The sequence below is a fragment of the Niabella beijingensis genome (genome assembly GCF_020034665.1).
Taxonomy (GTDB): domain Bacteria; phylum Bacteroidota; class Bacteroidia; order Chitinophagales; family Chitinophagaceae; genus Niabella; species Niabella beijingensis.
On the sequence record NZ_JAIQDI010000002.1, the window covers coordinates 1,553,480 to 1,571,979 of the forward strand.

An 18,500-nucleotide genomic window follows, 5' to 3' on the forward strand; every position below is an offset into this window, starting at 1 on the left:
ATTTATTATTCCGTGTTACAAAGATTGCCGGCGCGCTGCACCTGTAAGCTCAACCAAAAGCAACACCTGTGTTGCAAATGGTTTTATCTGGTTCTGAATTTTACGGGATATTTTTCGGCTTTTAGCGGATAGCCGTCTTTTGATCTGAAACTCTTGTTCGTTATTATAAATCCGTATTCTTTACCCGGCAGCAATTCAACGCTTACCACACATGTTCTGTCGTTATTCTCAAAACCGGTTACCTTTTTTATGGGGAAATAGTCTTTCCCTTTTTCCGGGTAGTCAAAGGAATAGTTTACCGGAATCATTTCTTTGGAAAAGGTTATCCGCAGCTCGGTTACTTTCGGATCCACATTGGCAGCTCCATTTTTAAACGGCTCTATTTTTACAACGCGGGGGAGCTTTTTTTCATACTCCTGAATCAATTTCTTTTTATTTACATTTTTGTAGAATTTTGATTGGGCAAGAAATAATTCAACCGCTTTGTTGTTACTATAATCCAGTTCAATGATGTCCTTTATTGCCCGCTTTTTGTCCGTTGCCTGCTGGTAGTAGGATTTACAGATTTCATAACCGATAAAATACCCCAGGTCTGCCGTATCGCCTTTTTGTGCGCCATTGTACAGCCAATTAGCATCGTAGCCTAAAAACATGTCCTTTTTAAACTGCTCTTTTATTTTTGCCCTGTGCAGGTTGCCATACAACATATAAGGCCGTTGCAGGGGCTGACCAAGCACCAGCTCCGCCATAAAATCACAAGCGCCTTCCTTGATGGCTTTATTAAGCAATTGATAACTGTTATTTGCCTTTTGCTGGGTATGGATGTATTCGTGGATGTTGAAATACAGAATATCTTCAACCGACTGTTTGGCAAACGTGTTCTTTAACCATTGCCAGTCGTTATTAAATTCAGAAACATCAATACCGGGGGTTCCGGTAGCAATTTCTGCACCCACCAGCACCCTGTTATCAAGCGTTGTGCCCCCTGCCTGCAATGCGCCTATGGTAAAATACATATTGGCATCTTTTAAGTCGGGGTAAAGGCCTTTCAGGGTTTCTACTCCTTTATTCAGCGCAGCAGTCTTGTTCTTTATGGCTAAGGTATGTGGCCTAATAGCGTTCCAAAACCGGGGATATTTATCAATAAGTTCAACATACCCTGTATCGCTGTAGTTTTCAATTTTCATAAAGGCTTTCAGGCCTTCGGTACCTTTTTCAATATACAGTTTGTTAATGAAGTACAGTTTTTTTGAATAATCACTTGTTTGCCGGATGCTGTCAAAGGCCATCCAAAAGTGATCAATATCTGCGGTAAATACTTTATTGGCCGGTTGGGAATAGACACCGGTGGCAGCCAGTATAAGAAGGACGGTGAATGCTTTTTTCATGCTTTTTTTCAGTTAACGCGTTCAAAACGATTACCGGTTCAAATATATGCGAAGATTTTCGTATTTACTTACCAGGTATGATCATCTGATGGCTAAATAATGTGATCTCTCATTTAACACCGGTTGCATAAGCTGCGGTAAAGGCCGAAAGCGGGTCCGTAAAATTATTAATGCCAATTTGTTATAATAAAGTGATGCTGCAATGTATATAGCCCGGCGCATCAGCAAGCCGGTACCCCACCTGTGTGGGCAGGGAGGGGGTACCTTTAAGGTGGGGAGGGGTACCCCAAACCTGAACTGACGAAGCAAAAACCTAAACCGGCGAAGAAATATGCATAAACGACCCACCTAAAAGGTGGGGGGTGTACTGCTTAAGGGTGGGTGGAGGGTAGGCAAAAGCTTAATTGACCGATGGCTGAAGGTAGGTACCCCCACCTGTATAGGCAGGGGTACTCCAGGCAAAAGCTTCGGCAATTTAGCAAAGAGGTAGGTGCGCTAAGAAAAAGGTAGGGCTCCCACCTTTAAAGTACGGGGGGGGGTAAGCAGTCCGGGGGTAATGCGCACCGGGGTTGTTCGGGGCTTCGGCCCGGCGTCTTCAGGTAAATAAGCAAATATTTCCTATCTTGCTCTGCTGTCCAATAGCCTGACAAAGGTCCTCAAAAATAAAATACGAAGCCCGGGGCGACAATGGCCTGACGACTACCAATTACCCGATAAAAATCAACAATTTGACCCCCATCCCCTTAAATATCACCAACGCCGACATCCACAAAGCCGTTCAGGAAACGGAGCTTTCCGCCATACCGCCCCGAAGATTCTACACCAAGTACTACCTGGTAGTAGATGGCAAAAAATACCCACCCAAATACATCCTCTCCCGGGCCAATCAATACGCCAACGGACAGGAACTGGGCCTGGATGCGTTCACCACGCAGCAGGCGGTAGCCTACTTCAGCAAAATGGGGTTCCAGGTGGAGAAAAGGGAAGAAGTGCCCAGCTACTTTGACGAGCTCAACCGCTTCCTGGAGCAGACAAAAACTGATGATCTCAAATACAGCAGCTATCAGAAAAGTTTTATCAACCTCAACGTAAGCGTGGGGTTTGGGCGGGCCAATAAGGCAAAAGTGCCCCGCATCGCATTTTTAAATGAAGCCAACAGCGTGCAGGAACGTATTTATCCCGCCTATTTTTTCTATAAGGATCTCGGGTTATTAATACTCGCCTATGGCGAACCGGATACCGGCAAGCCGCAGAACAACTGGAAGCTCCGGAACCCCACCACCATCACAAAATATTTTGCCGAACACCATTTGGGCAAGCCGACCAATTATGGCAGCTCTTATGTGTATAAAGTCTACAACACCAACAATCCCTTAAACCGGGATGAAATAGAGGAGGACTTGCTGGATATTATTGATCTGTACAACGAAATGCAGGAGGATACCGATATGCCACCCACCCACACCACCACCGAGCAGCAGGAGTTTCAGCTATCTGCTTTTTTAGCAGCATTGAATACAACCGGTCTCAGCTTTAACCCGGCGCTGGTCACCCGGTTTGTGGGTGCGCTGCTGGCCAAACCCTTTGTGATCCTTACCGGGCTTTCGGGTTCGGGGAAAACCCGGCTGGCGCAGGCTTTTGTGCAATGGATCTGTGAGCGTGCGCAACAATATTGCATCGTGCCGGTGGGGGCCGACTGGACAAACCGGGAACCCTTGCTGGGCTATCCCAATGCGTTGGATCAGCAGGAATATATAAAGCCGGACAATGGCGCGCTGGAGCTGCTCCTGTATGCCAACGAGCATGCCAACAAACCCTGTTTCCTGATCCTGGATGAAATGAACCTGAGCCATGTGGAGCGCTACTTTGCGGATTTCCTCAGCATTATGGAATCGCAGGAAGCCATTTCCTTACATGCGGGTGGTGCACAAAAAAAATCGGGCGTTCCGGCTGCCATCAAATGGCCGGCGAATTTATTTATTATTGGTACGGTGAATATTGATGAAACCACCAATATGTTCAGCCCCAAAGTGCTGGACCGCGCCAATACCATCGAGTTCCGGGTAACAGCGCCGGAGATGATGGCTTTCTTAAACACTGCGCACCCGCTCAACAAACAAGCGCTCAACGCTGCCGGGGCTTCCGGGGCGGAAAGCTTCCTGGCATTGGCCGGCGCAAAGGAAGGGCAGGCACAGGGGGCAGACCGCGCGTATATCAATCAAACCTTGATCCGCTTTTTTAAAGCGCTTAAAAAAACGGGTGCGGAGTTTGGCTACCGTACGGCCACGGAAATATTGCAGCTGCTGCACCAGTTGGGGGTGATCGATCACAACCTCTCCTTAAATCAAAAGCTGGATATGGCCATTATGCAAAAGCTCCTGCCCAAGCTGCACGGATCGCGCCGCAAGCTAATACCCGTGTTGAGCACCTTAGGCGCGCTTTGCTTTAAGGGCAGCAATGTGGAAAAGGAAGTGTTTGAAACCGATGATTTTGATTATGAAACCGACCAGGTGCTCTTTCCCCTGTCGCTGGAAAAAATAACCAGGATGTACAAAGGCGCCATTGATAACGGGTTTGCAAGCTTTGCCGAAGCCTGATATGAAAACCCTGTCTTCCATAGAACTCCATTTGGATCAGGTAGCTCCCGGTCTGCGCCTGTACATTGATGCCCGCAAACCGGATACCCTGTTTGACGGGGAGGAGGATGCGGCCGAACATAACGAAGCGCGGTACCAGCTGATGGAAGGTTTTTTTTATGATTATGCGTTCAACCATCCCGGTTACCAGCTGGGCGATGTGGGGGAGAATATCATCATCCCGCATAAAAGAAATACACATACGGGTACCCTAGCGCCAAATATTTTTACGGGCACGCTCACCATTCCTATATTATCCAACCACCAGCCGGAGCCGGTTACAAGCATCGAGCTGGAAGTTCAGTCCACCAAAACCAGCTACCGCAACGATTACCGGGATATGCTGGAGCTGATCACCGAAAAATGTACCGACCTGCTGTTGCAGTCCAACGCGCCGGCCGCGCATTATTTCGACATTGATTATACAAAAAACAGCCAGACCCTTTATCAAAAATTTGCGTTCATCAAATCGGTGATCGGTACAGATGAGTTTGCCGAAGCCATTCACCGCATTGTTACGGCACCCGTTACCCAATGGGCAGACGCGCCGGAACCGCGGGATGTACGCCAGCTGCGCCGTCTCTCCAACACGCATGTAAAGGAGCTATTAAAAGGCGGCAGTCCGGCCATCCTCCCGGAGTCCTTAAAAAAAGCCGGGTTCCACAGCCTGCCCCGGCGCATTGCGGCCACGCGCAAAACAGACGCGGTGGATACACCGGAGAACCGTTTTGTAAAACATGCGCTGGAAGTGTTCTTACAATTTTGTACGGAGGTGCACAACGTGGCGGCTCCGCAAAGCAAGCTGTATAAGGAATCGCTCTTGCTCATCCGCACGCTGGAAGGTTTTTTGCACCACAGCCTCTTTGCAAAAATTTCCGCACCCACCACGCTCCGGCTCAACAGTCCGGTATTGCAACGCAAGGAGGGCTACCGGGAGGTGCTGCGCACCTGGCTGTTGTTTGATGCAGCGGCGCGACTGGTGTGGACGGGCGGCGATGATGTGTACCAGGGTGGTAAAAAAGATGTGGCCACGCTGTATGAGTACTGGCTGTTCTTTAAGCTGCTGTCGCTCTTTCAGTCCCTGTTCCAGTTAAACGCGGAGGATATCAGCCAGCTTATCGAAAAAACGGAAGACGGGCTCAACCTGCGGCTCAAACAGGGCCGGCATTATCCCGTAAAAGGGGTGTACGATGCGGGTAGTCGTAAGCTGTCCATCCGCTTTAGCTACAACCGTTCCTTTAGCGGCAGCAAATCCTACCCGGATGCCGGCAGCTGGACCATGCACATGCGGCCGGACTATACGCTTTCCTTCTGGCCCGCGGGCATTACCGAGGCGGAGGCCGAGCTGCAGGAGCTCATCGTGCACATACATTTTGATGCCAAGTATAAGATTGATCACCTCAATAAATTTTTAGAGCCTTCCTCCAACGCTGCGCTGGCGCAGGAAAAAAAGGACAACAGCAAGGGCATTTATAAAAATGCCGACCTGCTTAAAATGCATGCGTATAAGGATGCCATCCGGCGCACGGGTGGGGCCTATGTGCTGTACCCGGGGCATAAGGACCTTACCCGCAAGGGTTTTCATGAAATACTGCCCGGACTGGGCGCCTTCCCGGTGCGGCCTTCCAAAACGGAGGATGGCACCGGCGCCTTAAAAGCCTTTATCACGGCCATTATCGATCATTTTATCAACCGCAGTTCCCAGCGGGAAAAATGGGCCTATCATACTTTTGACGTATTCAGGCAAAAGCCGGGGGAAGACAACATACTCAACGAGCCCTTGCCGGAGCCCTACGGCGCCAACCGGGATCTGTTGCCGGACGATAGTTTTGTGCTCATCGGCTATTATAAATCGGCCGAGCAGCTGGCCTGGATCCGGCAGCATCACCTGTACAATTTCAGGACCGGCAGCGGGGCAGGGGGCCTGGTGCTGGATGCGCCCACCGTAAGCGCCCGGTATCTGCTGTTGCATACCGCCGGGCAGCAGCAGTCCGGCGAGCTGTGGAAGATCATCAGTAAGGGTCCGCAGGTCTTTTCCCGGCAGGAGCTGGTGGACAAAAACTATCCTTCCCCCACGCAATCCCATTACCTGGTCATCCGCCTGGCGCCCGTGCCGGAGCCGGAGTTGCACCACCTGCAATGGCATTTTAAAAACCTGCCCAACTATACATCCGGCAGGGCCTCCGCGGTTCCCTTTACCGCCACCCTGGCGCAGTTCATGAAGGTGGTACAGGGCAGGGAGTAGCGCTATCGGCATCACAGTAGTAAGATCTTTTTTTTGGGCGTGCCCCCAGCCCACCAACGCATCGGGACCTACACACGGCTGGGGTCGGGCTATCCGCTGCTACTCCGCCGCAATACCCACTGCACAAAGGCTTCAGCGGGGTATCCGCTGCTATCCCTCACGCGGCATCCGTGCTATAAACCCGGTTTGCGTTTAAAGAAGAAGGACCATTCCCCCTCACGTCATCCTGAGCGCATCCCGACGAAAGTAGGATTGTCGTACGTCATCCTGAGCGCAACGCAGTGGAGTCGAAGGGTCTCCCAATTGTCGCACTGCCCGATATTACAGAGGTGTTTCGGCTGCGCGTTGCTCCGCTCAACACGACGAAAGCAGGGTTAGTGTACGTCATCCTGAGCGCAATGCAGTGGAGTCGAAGGGTCTCCCAATTGTCGCACTGCCCGATATTACAGAGGTGTTTCGGCTGCGCGTTGCTCCGCTCAACACGACGAAAGTATGATTGTCGTACGTCATCCTGAGCGAAACGCAGTGGAGCCGAAGGATCTCCGTAACTATAACATAAAAGAAACGAAAACCCTTTGTCATGCTGAGCTTGACGAAGCATGAGCCCTAAAGCAGGACCTCTAGTAGCCGTTACAGTGTACTTGTAATACGGTTTTCCGTAAAAATCGCCTAGAGCTAGGTGATACCTTTGTACAAACGAGCGGTATTGGCAGAAATTTTTTTTAAAGGGAAAAGGCTGTTCTAAATTTTTTCCTATATTTAAAGGACCAAACAAAGATTAACGACTGATGAAATTGCCTATAACTGCGCATAATTCGCCTTCAATTTCAAGTGATTAATTATCGGCATGAAGAAGAATAGACTAATAATAATAGGTAATGGTTTTGATATTGCACATGGATTAAAAACGAAATATTCTGATTTCATTGACTGGTTATTGTGTAGCTCCTATAATAGATACGAGCAAAACAATTATTGCCATGAGGACGATGGTTTTTGTTTTGGGAATAAGCACGCAGGAAATCGTTATTTCATTCGAGATAAAAGCGATATTACTGCCAAAGAAGTTCATGCAATTATGAAAACCCGTTCCGACTTTTTTGTCATCAAAAACAATTTTCTCAGCCAATTAATTTCTAAAGTTTATGATGAAAAGAAATGGGTTGATATTGAATCTACGTATTTTATAAGACTGCTTCAGTCGTTTCAAAATTATAATTATGCTTATCCCTACCATGAAGCTCAAAATGAAAGCGTTTTAAATTTGATACGTAAGCTGCATAAAGAATTGGATTATATTATGGGCAAACTGGCTGAATATTTAGAAATCGTAAATGCCGGAATTAATGAAGATAACCTGTTGCATGATCCCAGGGCCAATATTTCAAATGTGTTAGCACCCGATAAGGAAGTAAAGACAATGTATCTAAACTTTAACTATACAGATACCATAATAAAAAAATCCTATGGGTATGAAAGTGAAGTTAATTACATTCATGGCCGCCTTGGGTATAGGGATAATCCAATTGTTTTTGGATATGGAGATGAAGCTACTGAAGAAATTCAAAGATTGGAGCACCTGGGCGTGAATGAGTACTTGAGAAAACTCAAATCGTTTGCTTATCTCAAGGCTCCGAACTACAAAAAACTGTTATCATTTATCGATTCAGAGCCATTTGAGGTGCATATTATCGGGCACTCTTGTGGCATTACTGATCGGGCATTGCTTAAAGAAATTTTTGAACATAAAAATTGTGATAGCATTAGAGTCTTTTTCTACGTAAGAGAAAATGGTACGGATAGTTTTGAAGAAACGACTCTTGAAATCTCCCGGCATTTTTCGAATAAGCAATTAATGCGACGCAAACTAGTGAATAAGGATAATATGGACTATATACCGCAGTTCAAGGGCTGATATACTTTGCTGACTTTTTAGTTGCTTTTGGCCAATTATTAAAATGATATAAATCAAATCCAATTAATCACATGTACATTTCAAAAGTTAGTTTAGTTAATTATAGAAACTTCTTGAATGCCAAGTTTCTTTTTAAAGAGGGGATAAATACAATTATTGGAGAAAATGGTTCTGGTAAGACAAATCTTTTTAGAGCAATTCGGTTATTATTAGAAGATGCGTCCTTGCAATATTCCTACAAACTTTCGGAAAGTGATTTTAATCGAGCATTGGGAAATTGGAAAGGCCATTGGATTATTATTAGTATTGAATTTGATAAGATAAATAATGAGGAAGCTATTCAAGCATTATTTGTTCATGGTGCAGGGGTAATTGGGGAAGCTCATGTTGAGAAGGCTAGCTATAACTTATTTTTCCGACCTAAGGCTGATATAAGACAACGGTTGTCAGAATTGACTGCTGGGGATACGGAAGGGTTAAATGCCATTTTAGAACCATTAACAATAAAAGATAATTACGAAACATTTTTTACAGGAAAGAGTACTGCTGATTTCAATGATCCACAAGTGTATAAGCAGCTTGTTGGCGATTTCGAAGAAGTGATTTTTCCGGCGACAATTGACGCTTCCTTATTTGGTGCGAAAATCCCTCATCAACTTTCGGTTTCAAAAGAAATCTCGTTTACATTCATTCAAGCTTTACGAGACGTTATCAGCGATTTTCACAATAATCGAACAAACCCTTTGTTAACCCTATTAAAGAATAAAAGTGGGGAAATAAAAGAGGAAGATTACCAACCTATTAGTGATTTGGTAAAACAGTTAAATGAAAGCATAGAATCGCTTGATGATGTTGAGAATATCAGAAAAGATATAAGAACCACAATACAAGATGCGGTAGGGCAAACCTATTCTCCTTCCTCTCTTTCTATTAGATCAAGTGTGCCTAGTGAGGCCGATAAACTATTACAATCGTTAAAACTCTTTATTGGCGAACCCGATGAGGCCTATGAAGGAGGAATACATGAACTAAGCCTAGGTGGAGCAAATTTAATATTTCTAACATTAAAACTATTGGAATTTAAGTATCAAAAATCGAATGATACTTTTGCCAATTTTTTAATAATAGAAGAGCCTGAAGCACATATTCACAATCACATACAAAAGACATTGTTTGATAAGTTAGACTATGGGGATACACAAATAATGTATTCAACTCATTCGACTCAAATATCTGAAGTAAGTAATGTCGAGAAGATTAACATCTTGGCAAAAAAGATGAATAATGCTGAGGTATATCAGCCCTCAACCAGATTAGGAGCGGAAAGCATTAGTGAAATCCAACGTTATCTAGATGCAGTGAGAACAAATTTATTATTTGCAAAAGGAGTAATATTAGTAGAAGGTGATGCAGAAGAAATACTAATCCCTCAAATGATTAAAAAGGCGTTTGGCGTTAGCTTGGATGAGTTAGGAATAAGCCTAATTAATATCAGAAGTACTGGATTTACCAATGTAGCGCAGCTTTTCCATAATGACAGGATACAGAGAAAATGTAGTATTGTAACAGACTTGGATGAAGCTATTTGTGATACAACTATTTTGGAGGGAGATGATGAGCCGCTTAAGAAGTATAAAAATCGAGTAGCACAATCAAAGAAAAAAGGGTTAGAACGTAAAGTAATATTAGATACGTTTATTCATGGCAATAATTGGATTAATACTTTTTATGCTGATTATACCTTTGAGGTAGATTTTATACAAAAAGGGAACGATTTTGAAGTTGTAAATATTATTGACAAGGTATATACTCATCCTGGCGTACGTCAGCAATCAAAGGAAGATTTAGAATCAGATGATGTTGCCGTTTATGGCAAACGTGTTTTAACAATGGCAAAGCAAGAGGGCAAAGGTTGGTTTGCTATTTTGCTTGCAAATGAAATTTTTTGGCGTACTAACATACCAGAATATATTATTGATGCTGTGGTTTTTGCTAAAGACTCATTTTCAAATCACGTTATTGCCGATATAGTTGATTACAGGATCAGGAAAAACCTAGAGGAAGATGATTCCCTGGATTTCACAGCTTGTAATGCCATTTTAGAACAATATAGAAAAGGAGAAGTTGAGTTGGAAACAGTAATTAAAGGAATAGAAGATGTTATTGCTGATGATCAAATTGTAACCTTACTTAAAAGTATTGAACTAAATGTTTTATTGGGATAAAGGTGATTTAAATCAAGAGCAAGAGGATGCGATTCTACATCCTGAAAGCGTTTTGTTGATTGCATGTCCCGGCAGTGGAAAGACAAGGACTTTGACTTATAAAATAGCTTATGAATTAAGCAGGCTTAAATCGATAAAAGAATATGTAATTGCGATTACTTACACCAACAATGCTGCAGACGAAATAAAGGAAAGAGTTGAGCTACTGGGAGTAGATACAAGTCAATTGTGGATAGGTACTATCCACTCTTTTTGCTCAGAATGGATTTTACGCCCATACTATCTCTATCATAATCGTTTAAAAGATGGCTTTAGGATCATTAACTCGCATGAATCTGAAAAAATACTTACGACTTTATGTCGGCCATATCAAGACCAAAGAATTACATTTTGGGATTGTGGGATTTTAGCAAAACCTGATAATCTCTATCTAACTTGCCTTGATACCAATAAACATGAAGCACTTCAAGAAATCTATTCAGAATATTTTAAAATTCTCGAAGAAAATCACCAAATTGATTTTGAGCAAATCCTATTTTATTCTTACCAAATCTTGCTGGAAAAGCCAATTATCGCCGATGTATTATGCAAGTTGTTCCCTTTCATACTAATTGACGAATACCAGGACACAAAAGAGATACAATATCACATCATTTCAAAAATATTGGTCGCAAATAAAGGCTGCTCTAAGACACTAATTGTAGGAGATCCCAATCAATCCATATATCAATCGTTAGGAGGCTATCCTATGCCTAAAGCCGATTTGGAAACACTATTAGGGTTTGAATTAAAAGAGTTGGGCTTAACACAAAATTATAGGTCATCTGAAAAAATTATTACTTATTTCGAGTATTATAAAACTTATGCCAATACCATTGTTGCTTCAGGAAAAACCAAAGATTATGACAGCATTATTAGCTATAATTCTGTAGTATCTGTTAATGACTTGATTGAAGAAATTGCCCGACTGTTATTATTCAACATAAACGAAAAAGGGATTTCTCCAAATGAGATTTGTATCGCGGCTCCGCAATGGGTTCATATTGCAAGTATCACCAGGCGCTTGATGGTGAGGTTACCTGATTATAGCTTTGATGGCCCTGGAATGGCACCTTTTTCCAGAGATATTGATAATTTTTGGTTCAAAGTATCCAGAATTGTATTGACAGAGCCATCTCCTTTTATGTATGTGCGAAGGTTAAGATGGAGTAGAGAAGTGCTGCATGATCTAGGTGCAGCAGGCATAGATGTTTCTGACTTAACGAGCAAAAGCTTTTTATCTATTTGTAATGGTATTGATTTTGATGAAAAGGATGGCTTGAATTATCTGAGGTTATTTTTTGCTGAACTATGCCGACAGTTAACTATCAATCTGGAACATTTCTCAACGCTACAGGAACATTATGATTCGTTTTTTGAAAGTTCACAGGCCAGAATACAGCGGCTTATCCATGAAGGAAATCCTTACATTGGTGATATTGAGAACTTTCGAAAAGTCTTCAAGCAAAAAGATGGAATAACCGTTTCGACGCTTCATGGAATAAAAGGAGAAGAATATGACACTATGATTGGCTTTGCATTGCTGAATGATCTTGTTCCTCATTTTAATGATCCCAATGGAAATGAAAACTCAAAGAAATTATTATATGTGTTAGCATCAAGAGCCAAAAAGCATTTACACATAATATCCGAAACTGGAAGAAGAATAACTCGGTTTAATCCTTCGGGTTTATTGCCAACACCTCATTTACGAAGCTACAGTTACCAATATGATAATTTTTAGAGTTATTCAGAAGCCTACAAGTCATGGGAATTGTAAAAGTAACATTCTGATATTGTGGGTTGTCTTTAGATAGTTTGAAAAGCGAAGTATTTGAAAGATATCATCCTCATTATTATTTACGTTTCTGTAATCATCAAAATCATTTATGAATTCAATAAACTGTCTTTGAGAAAAACTAAAATCTCTATTGTAAGAAGTATTTAGAATTTTTAAGAGTTGATTTGAAAACCGGAAATCATCACTTAATATCTCTCCACCGTGCCAAGCCACATCACCACCGCTTTTTGAATAAGAATAATGATGATCATGAGTATTAACTAAGGTATGCGGAGGAATCGAAATGTGATGACGAAGAAAAGGATTTGAACCTAGTAAAATATCCCTTTGTGAAGATGTGTCGTGTAGCTCAAAATCTCTATCAAAAAATGGGTTGAAACGATAGAATTTCATAAGCCAATCGGCATCCAATAACTTTTCGTACTCCGCAATTTCTAAAGTAAGCGGGGCTACATATAAACTGTACTGTTGGGGAGGTTTGTTGAGCTGAAACAAAATATTGTGTTGTAAATCTTGCGCAGTTTTTGCTTGCTTACGTAGTTGAAAATATAAAATTGGATTACCTGACAGATTGTTATTCTTCCGGTAATTAATAATATTTGCTAGCGGCTTTTTCTGAAATTGCAGAGCAATAGGGCTAATTGGGTTCAATCCATGAGAAACCTTAAACTGCAAGTAAATAGGAATAAAACGATTAAATAATTTATCGGCACCTGTAGTTTGTTCGTCTACAGAAATAAGCCTAAATCGTTTAGACCAAAATGGCGTAATGTATCCCAAATATGAAGAAACGTCAGATTCTATTTGGTTTTCACTTAGCTGGCTATCAATTTTAAAAGACATATAGGAGAATTGAGTTCATCTGTGTTACTTCCCCTCAATCAACCTTTCCAACCGCACCATCATTTCATCCTTCTCCTTTAGCATCCTTTCGTACAAAGCCATCTTTTCTTCATGGAGTTTTAAGACAGCATCAACAGGATTGTAGTTATTGATTACACCGCCTACTTGAGCATTGTCGTTGAACGTGCTCGCTATCACATTCACCGCCTGTTCCTCGTCAAAATTCTGGATGGCTTCGGCGGGTATTTTAAGGGCGGCGGAGATCTGTTGCAGCAGGGCGGCATCGATGGTTTGTTTTTGCTCCAGCAGGGAAATTTTTTGCTGGTTCCAGTCATCGCCCAGATCGGCAGCCAGGGCATCCTGCTTGATGCCCAGCATTTCGCGAAAACGCTTTACATTACGGCCTTCGTGTATCTTTTTCTCCATAGCATCTGTATTTGTCATAGGTTCAAATTTAGGGTGAATAAACGAAATAGCGGTCCTTTATAAAGATACGTAAAATACAGGTATAAATAACCGGGCGGCGGCGGGTATTTGCACCCTCACCCCGGGCGCCTTGGGGAATGGAGCCGAAGGCCGCCCGGCTGAACACCCCGCCAGAATGACTTTGCTGTACCGTCATCCTGAGCGAAATGAAATGAAGTCGAAGGATCTCCCAACTGCCGGGCTGCCCGATATTACAGAGGTGTTTCCCCGCCCGTACCGAACGGTACGTTCCGGCGGGGGCTGCGCGTTGCTCCGCTCAACACGACGAAAGCAGGATTATCGTACGTCATCCTGAGCGCAACGCAGTGGAGCCGAAGGATCTCTCAATCGTCGCACTGCCCGATATTACAGAGGTGTTTCGGCTGCGCGTTGCTCCGCTCAACACGACGAAAGCAGGGTTGGTGTACGTCATCCTGAGCGCAACGCAGTGGAGTCGAAGGATCTCCCAATTGCCGGGCTGTCCGATATTACAGAGGTGTTTCCCCGCCCGTACCGAACGGTACGTTCGGGCGGGGGCTGCGCGTTGCTCCGCTCAACACGACGAAAGCAGGGTTGGTGTATGTCATCCTGAGCGGAACGTAGTAAAGCCGAAGGATCTCTCAATCGTCGCACTGTCCGATATTACAGAGGTGTTTCGGCTGCGCGTTGCTCCGCTCAACACGACGAAAGCAGGGTTGGCGAACGTCATCCTGAGCGCAACGCAGTGGAGCTGAAGGATCTCCCAATTGCCGAACTGTCCTGTATTACAGAGGTGTTTCGGCTGCGCGTTGCTCCGCTCAACACGACGAAAGCAGGGTTGGTGTACGTCATCCTGAGCGCAACGCAATGGAGTCGAAGGATCTTATCACACAAATAGCGAAATCAAATACAAATACGAGTATAAAAAATTGGCAGATACCGTTTTGTGCTTTCTTAGTATTATTTCAGGTAAAAATCCCGATGGCCGGCTTATAGAAATACAGAAATATTTATACAACCAGCAGGGGAAAATTATCCTTCATGCCAATTGTTATCAAAACACCAACCACATTTCGGCCCGGTTAACAAGGTTTTATTATGATTCCTTAAATAAAATGACCGCCAGGCACTTTTATTATGCGCATGATTTTTCAAAAACGCTGGATGAGCATTACCCAACAAATGCGGCGGCCTATGAATTGAATAGCGCTGAAAATTATTTTTACGATAACAAGGGTAGGATGGTATCCGTTAAACAAATGACCGGACCCAAAGACGAGCGCTTTACCGAAAGCTTGCAATATGATGAGCGTGGAAGAGTAAAAACAATAGCCCGGTTTCAAAAGTATGGAGCTATGGGTGAATTAAGGCAAAGGAACATTCACCAAAGAACGAAATATGTTTATACGGATAGTAGCTGGACAAAATATGAGCTTGCTTTTTCTGGTGATAAAGTGGAAAAAGATGAAGCCGGGCAATATCATCCCATAATTGAGAAAGTCTTTACTCCCGGTGGATTGATCAATAAAGAATACCTGGGCGGGGGTAAGGATAAAACACTATACCGGCAGTATGCGTATGTTTATTTTGAGTAAAAATGGCGCCGGATGCCCCAGAAAGTATATGAAGCTGGTACCCGGGGGGGAGCCGGTGCCCCGCTGTGTTTTGTAATCAAAAATTTTGTGATCAGATGGTTTGATTACAAATGACCCGATTACAGATCTGTAATCGGGTTAGCCGGATTTTTTGATCTGATTACACGGAAGGAGGAACGCCACTGTTAGGAAGTTGCGTATATTCATAGCATAAAGCAAATCAACAGACCATGACTTCAGAAAAGGGCCATAATTGCCGGGATGACCATAAAATAATGGCAGACATTGAACAATACGGACTTGCAGTTATTATGCTGGATGCCACCGATTATTTACCATCCTTTGCATATAGCATTGGCTTATGGCGTACATTTCAACACCCGGAAATTATTTGCTTCGGCTTAACCATAAAGACATTGGGCCAGCTTATCAATGATGTAGCTGATGTGGTGAGGAACGGGCACATCATTGAAACAAACAGGGATTATGCCGATTTCTTTGAAAAAGGGCGGGCCCAGTTTGTTCCGGTTGATAAAAGGAATTTGGGCGATTATTTTGGTACCGCAATGGATATTTACGATACGGATGATTTTCCTGCGCTGCAATTTGTTTGGGCGGACCGGAATGACAGATTTCCCTGGGAAAAAGATTTTGAAGAGGAATTCAGCTACCGGCAACCGCTGCTGGATCGGAATGCGGATTTTAAATTCCGGGAGGCAAAAAATCTTGCAGTATTTACCACCAAACAATGGATAGCGCAGCACAAGCCCATTATCCGTGTAATTCATGATGCAGACGGCGACTGGCAGTTTTTAACGGCCGATGAACATTCCACCGAAAATATAAAGATTGTGGCATTAGAGGAGCTTGTTTTAAGAGACAACACCGTGAACGAGATCTTTAACCTGGAATTTGGAGAACAGGCGGAACGGGGATTTATAGGCGATCAATGGATCCGGGATAAATTTGAATACGATGATGAGGAAATAGATGATACTCACGATTAGTTATTAAAATATCGGTTACCGTATTTCATTTCTATGCCGCTCCAAATAGCTATGATTTTCTACCGACAGGTTTTTAATGGTTTCCCGTCCGGTAATGCCTATTTTATCATAGGCGCTGGCGCGCAGCGCAGGAGTTAACAGGGGATTGCGATCCTTTTTTGGGCGTGCCCCCAGCCCGCCGGCGCACCAGGCCCACACACGGCCGGGGTCGGGCTATGCAGGGGTTCCGTGCTGCGCACCGGCCGCTGTTGGCGGCCGCCCTTTCTATCCCTCACGCGGGCATCCGTGCTATAAACCCGGTTTACGTTTAAAGAAGAATGCCCAATTCCCCCCACGTCATCCTGAGCGCAACGCAGTGGAGCCGAAGGACCTCCCAATTGCCGGACTGTCCTGCATTACAGAGGTGTTTCGGCTGCGCGTTGCTCCGCTCAACACGACGAAAGCAGGGTTGGTGTACGTTATCCTGAGCGGAACGTAGTGGAGCCGAAGGATCTCCCCATTGCCGCACTGCCCCATATTACAGGGGCGTTACCCCGCCCGTACCGAACGGTACGTTCGGGCGGGGGCTGTGCGTTGCTCCGCTCAACACGACGAAAGCAGGGTTGGCGTAGTCATCCTGAGCGCATCCCGACGAAAGTCGGGAGAAGTCGAAGGATCTCCGTAACTATAACATAAAAGAAACGAAAATCCTTTGTCATGCTGAGCTTGACGAAGCATGAGCCCAACTATATAAGGTAATCGTTAATTTACGCAACGATGTTGAAAGATTGCTTAGATTGAAATAAACTATGTAACACTTTATAAAAATGACAGTTTCTGAACTACACGCAGCATTAAAAGAAAAAGGTATTTCAGAGGATCGGTATTTCCTTCATGGCCTTTATGGTGCTACAGATGATAATGAAAAAGTTTCCTTAACAATCAGAAAAGGAAAGGATCGCATTGAATACGAAACATACTTCAGGGAGCGTGGAGAAAACACGCGATCAGGGTGTTTTTTACGGAAAGAGCAGCTTGTGAGTATATTTATGGACTACTAATAGATGAGGATCTTTTCTTGCGCATTCAAAAAATAGAAGGACTGTCTGCAATGACCGTTAATGAGCGGCTGTTTGCAAGTGGTTTAATAGATGAATTTGAGCAGGTAAAAGAAAAAGACCGCCGCAGAGCCGGGAAGATGTTGAGATGGTTAGGAGTTGATGAGGCTTCTATTGATAGGATTGTAAAAAACTAATCCGCTATTTTATCTCATTTCTATGCCGCTCCAAATAACGATGATTTTCTACCGACAGGTTTTTAATGGTTTCCCGGCCGGTAACACCAATTTTATCATAAGCGCTGGCGCGCAGCGCGGGGGACAGGATGATTTTCCCATTGTTTTCAAAACTAATCAGGTGTTGGTCAAACAAGGCATCATACACCGGGGATAGCAAAATGCCGTTGTGCACATCCAGCCGCTCCAGGTTGTTGGCATCCCGCCAGGGCACAATATGGGAGGCAATCAATATCTCATGTTTTGTATAGCCGGTAACGGCACAGGCAAACCGCCAGCGATGCAATACGCTTTTGCGATAAGCGCCCTGACCAATACGGGAGGTAACCAAACCCTTGCGCTCGGTTTCATTGGGTGGAATGGTCTGTTGCTTTGGGGGCGGGTCCTTTACCATGATCCCTTCTAGCTCCGGTTCATAGAGTAGAGTAGTGCCTTTTCTTTTAAAAAAGAACTTTATGGCCGTGCGCTGTTGGCCGTCTCGGTCCGGAGCGGTAAAATAATCGTATTCTATTAGTTCCAGCTCGCCCTTGTACTGTACATAGCCTCGCTGCACATACTCAAACAGAAATACCCTTTTGCCGGTATTTAAGTGTTCGGCTAATGCCAAATTGCCCTTTGCCAGTTGCATATCGCCCGTTTGGCCCTCTCCGGTGTAGGAAAACACATCGTCGTTTTCCCATTGGTCTTTATAGCCGTGCTGCTGGCCCGTAGCCCCTGAAAAAATAAAGATATACGGGTGGCCGGCCGGGGTGGATATGCCTGCCTGCCGATTGCCACCATACCTATCATGTATTATAGCCCGTTGTAGGGTTTCGTTGAGTTTAAAAGGAAGTGGAGGGGCCTGCCCCTGTATGGTATTATCCGCCATAATGTATTGCTGTAGCGCCTTAAAGATACGGAAAAATAGACCCTTACTGTTGGCTCCGGAAGCCGAAAGGCAGGCCTCATAAAATAATTTAACTAAGGAAGATTTCAATTTTTTTCCTATATTTAAAGAACCAAACAAAGATTAACGATTGATGAAATTGCCTATAACTGCGCATAGTCCGCCCGATAAATATAAAGCCGATAATAAACGTTTACAAACGA

The 18,500-nt window shown here is 44.0% G+C and carries 13 protein-coding genes; 9 read left to right on the forward strand and 4 right to left on the reverse strand.

All coding sequences use genetic code 11. The features are described from left to right. Positions 1–83: 83 nt before the first annotated feature. Positions 84–1,388 (reverse strand): DUF2268 domain-containing putative Zn-dependent protease, encoded by a 1,305-nt coding sequence (locus K7B07_RS22535; RefSeq protein ID WP_223712798.1) that lies wholly within the window; start codon positions 1,386–1,388, stop codon positions 84–86. Positions 1,389–2,116: 728 nt separating this feature from the next. Between K7B07_RS22535 and K7B07_RS22540 the strand changes: the two genes are divergently transcribed. From K7B07_RS22540 to K7B07_RS22560, 5 genes are all read left to right on the forward strand, one after another. Next, positions 2,117–3,985, forward strand: coding sequence for a ScoMcrA-related endonuclease (locus tag K7B07_RS22540; protein ID WP_223712799.1), 1,869 nt, complete (start codon positions 2,117–2,119; stop codon positions 3,983–3,985). 1 nt (position 3,986) lies between these two features. Then, entirely contained in the window at positions 3,987–6,269 is a 2,283-nt protein-coding gene (locus tag K7B07_RS22545; protein ID WP_223712800.1) for a DUF2357 domain-containing protein, read from the forward strand. A gap of 847 nt (positions 6,270–7,116) precedes the next feature. Then, positions 7,117–8,184 (forward strand): AbiH family protein, encoded by a 1,068-nt coding sequence (locus K7B07_RS22550; protein ID WP_223712801.1) that lies wholly within the window; start codon positions 7,117–7,119, stop codon positions 8,182–8,184. Positions 8,185–8,255: 71 nt separating this feature from the next. Beyond that, positions 8,256–10,409: an ATP-dependent nuclease gene (locus K7B07_RS22555; protein WP_223712802.1), complete on the forward strand. Its 2,154-nt coding sequence runs from the start codon at positions 8,256–8,258 to the stop codon at positions 10,407–10,409. Then, positions 10,393–12,192 carry a UvrD-helicase domain-containing protein gene (locus K7B07_RS22560; protein ID WP_223712803.1) on the forward strand — a complete coding sequence of 600 codons (1,800 nt, stop codon included), beginning with the start codon at positions 10,393–10,395 and terminating at the stop codon, positions 12,190–12,192. Before K7B07_RS22555 ends, K7B07_RS22560 begins: the two co-directional genes overlap by 17 nt. A 21-nt stretch (positions 12,193–12,213) precedes the next feature. Here K7B07_RS22560 and K7B07_RS22565 read toward each other — a convergent pair whose 3' ends face one another. Next, positions 12,214–13,092, reverse strand: a complete 879-nt coding sequence (locus K7B07_RS22565) for a hypothetical protein (protein ID WP_223712804.1) — start codon at positions 13,090–13,092, stop codon at positions 12,214–12,216. 24 nt (positions 13,093–13,116) lie between these two features. Next, positions 13,117–13,536 carry a helix-turn-helix domain-containing protein gene (locus tag K7B07_RS22570; RefSeq protein WP_223712805.1) on the reverse strand — a complete coding sequence of 140 codons (420 nt, stop codon included), beginning with the start codon at positions 13,534–13,536 and terminating at the stop codon, positions 13,117–13,119. Positions 13,537–14,651: 1,115 nt separating this feature from the next. Here K7B07_RS22570 and K7B07_RS22575 point away from each other — a divergent pair. From K7B07_RS22575 to K7B07_RS22590, 4 genes are all read left to right on the forward strand, one after another. Next, a complete protein-coding gene (locus K7B07_RS22575) occupies positions 14,652–15,131 on the forward strand; it encodes a hypothetical protein (RefSeq protein ID WP_223712806.1) in 480 nt (159 codons plus the stop codon). Between the two features lie 275 nt (positions 15,132–15,406). Next, positions 15,407–16,138, forward strand: coding sequence for a DUF4262 domain-containing protein (locus K7B07_RS22580; RefSeq protein ID WP_223712807.1), 732 nt, complete (start codon positions 15,407–15,409; stop codon positions 16,136–16,138). An 806-nt stretch (positions 16,139–16,944) separates the two neighbouring features. Then, a complete protein-coding gene (locus tag K7B07_RS22585; RefSeq protein ID WP_223712808.1) occupies positions 16,945–17,178 on the forward strand; it encodes a hypothetical protein in 234 nt (77 codons plus the stop codon). After that, complete coding sequence (locus tag K7B07_RS22590; RefSeq protein ID WP_223712809.1) at positions 17,130–17,372, forward strand: hypothetical protein; 243 nt, start codon at positions 17,130–17,132, stop codon at positions 17,370–17,372. The genes K7B07_RS22585 and K7B07_RS22590 overlap by 49 nt, the downstream gene beginning before the upstream one ends. Before the next feature lie 4 nt (positions 17,373–17,376). On the opposite strand, the gene K7B07_RS22595 is transcribed toward K7B07_RS22590, so the two are convergent. Next, positions 17,377–18,387, reverse strand: a complete 1,011-nt coding sequence (locus tag K7B07_RS22595) for an SRA domain-containing endonuclease (RefSeq protein WP_223712810.1) — start codon at positions 18,385–18,387, stop codon at positions 17,377–17,379. Positions 18,388–18,500 lie beyond the last annotated feature (113 nt).

Excerpts from the sequence above, each read along its gene's own strand:
- K7B07_RS22535 (WP_223712798.1), bottom strand. The coding sequence starts at position 1,388 with ATGAAAAAAGCATTCACCGTCCTTCTTATACTGGCTGCCACCGGTGTC.
- K7B07_RS22545 (WP_223712800.1), top strand. The coding sequence starts at position 3,987 with ATGAAAACCCTGTCTTCCATAGAACTCCATTTGGATCAGGTAGCTCCC.
- K7B07_RS22550 (WP_223712801.1), top strand. The coding sequence starts at position 7,117 with ATGAAGAAGAATAGACTAATAATAATAGGTAATGGTTTTGATATTGCA.
- K7B07_RS22555 (WP_223712802.1), top strand. The coding sequence starts at position 8,256 with ATGTACATTTCAAAAGTTAGTTTAGTTAATTATAGAAACTTCTTGAAT.
- K7B07_RS22560 (WP_223712803.1), top strand. The coding sequence starts at position 10,393 with ATGTTTTATTGGGATAAAGGTGATTTAAATCAAGAGCAAGAGGATGCG.
- K7B07_RS22565 (WP_223712804.1), bottom strand. The coding sequence starts at position 13,092 with ATGTCTTTTAAAATTGATAGCCAGCTAAGTGAAAACCAAATAGAATCT.
- K7B07_RS22570 (WP_223712805.1), bottom strand. The coding sequence starts at position 13,536 with ATGACAAATACAGATGCTATGGAGAAAAAGATACACGAAGGCCGTAAT.
- K7B07_RS22575 (WP_223712806.1), top strand. The coding sequence starts at position 14,652 with ATGACCGCCAGGCACTTTTATTATGCGCATGATTTTTCAAAAACGCTG.
- K7B07_RS22580 (WP_223712807.1), top strand. The coding sequence starts at position 15,407 with ATGGCAGACATTGAACAATACGGACTTGCAGTTATTATGCTGGATGCC.
- K7B07_RS22585 (WP_223712808.1), top strand. The coding sequence starts at position 16,945 with ATGACAGTTTCTGAACTACACGCAGCATTAAAAGAAAAAGGTATTTCA.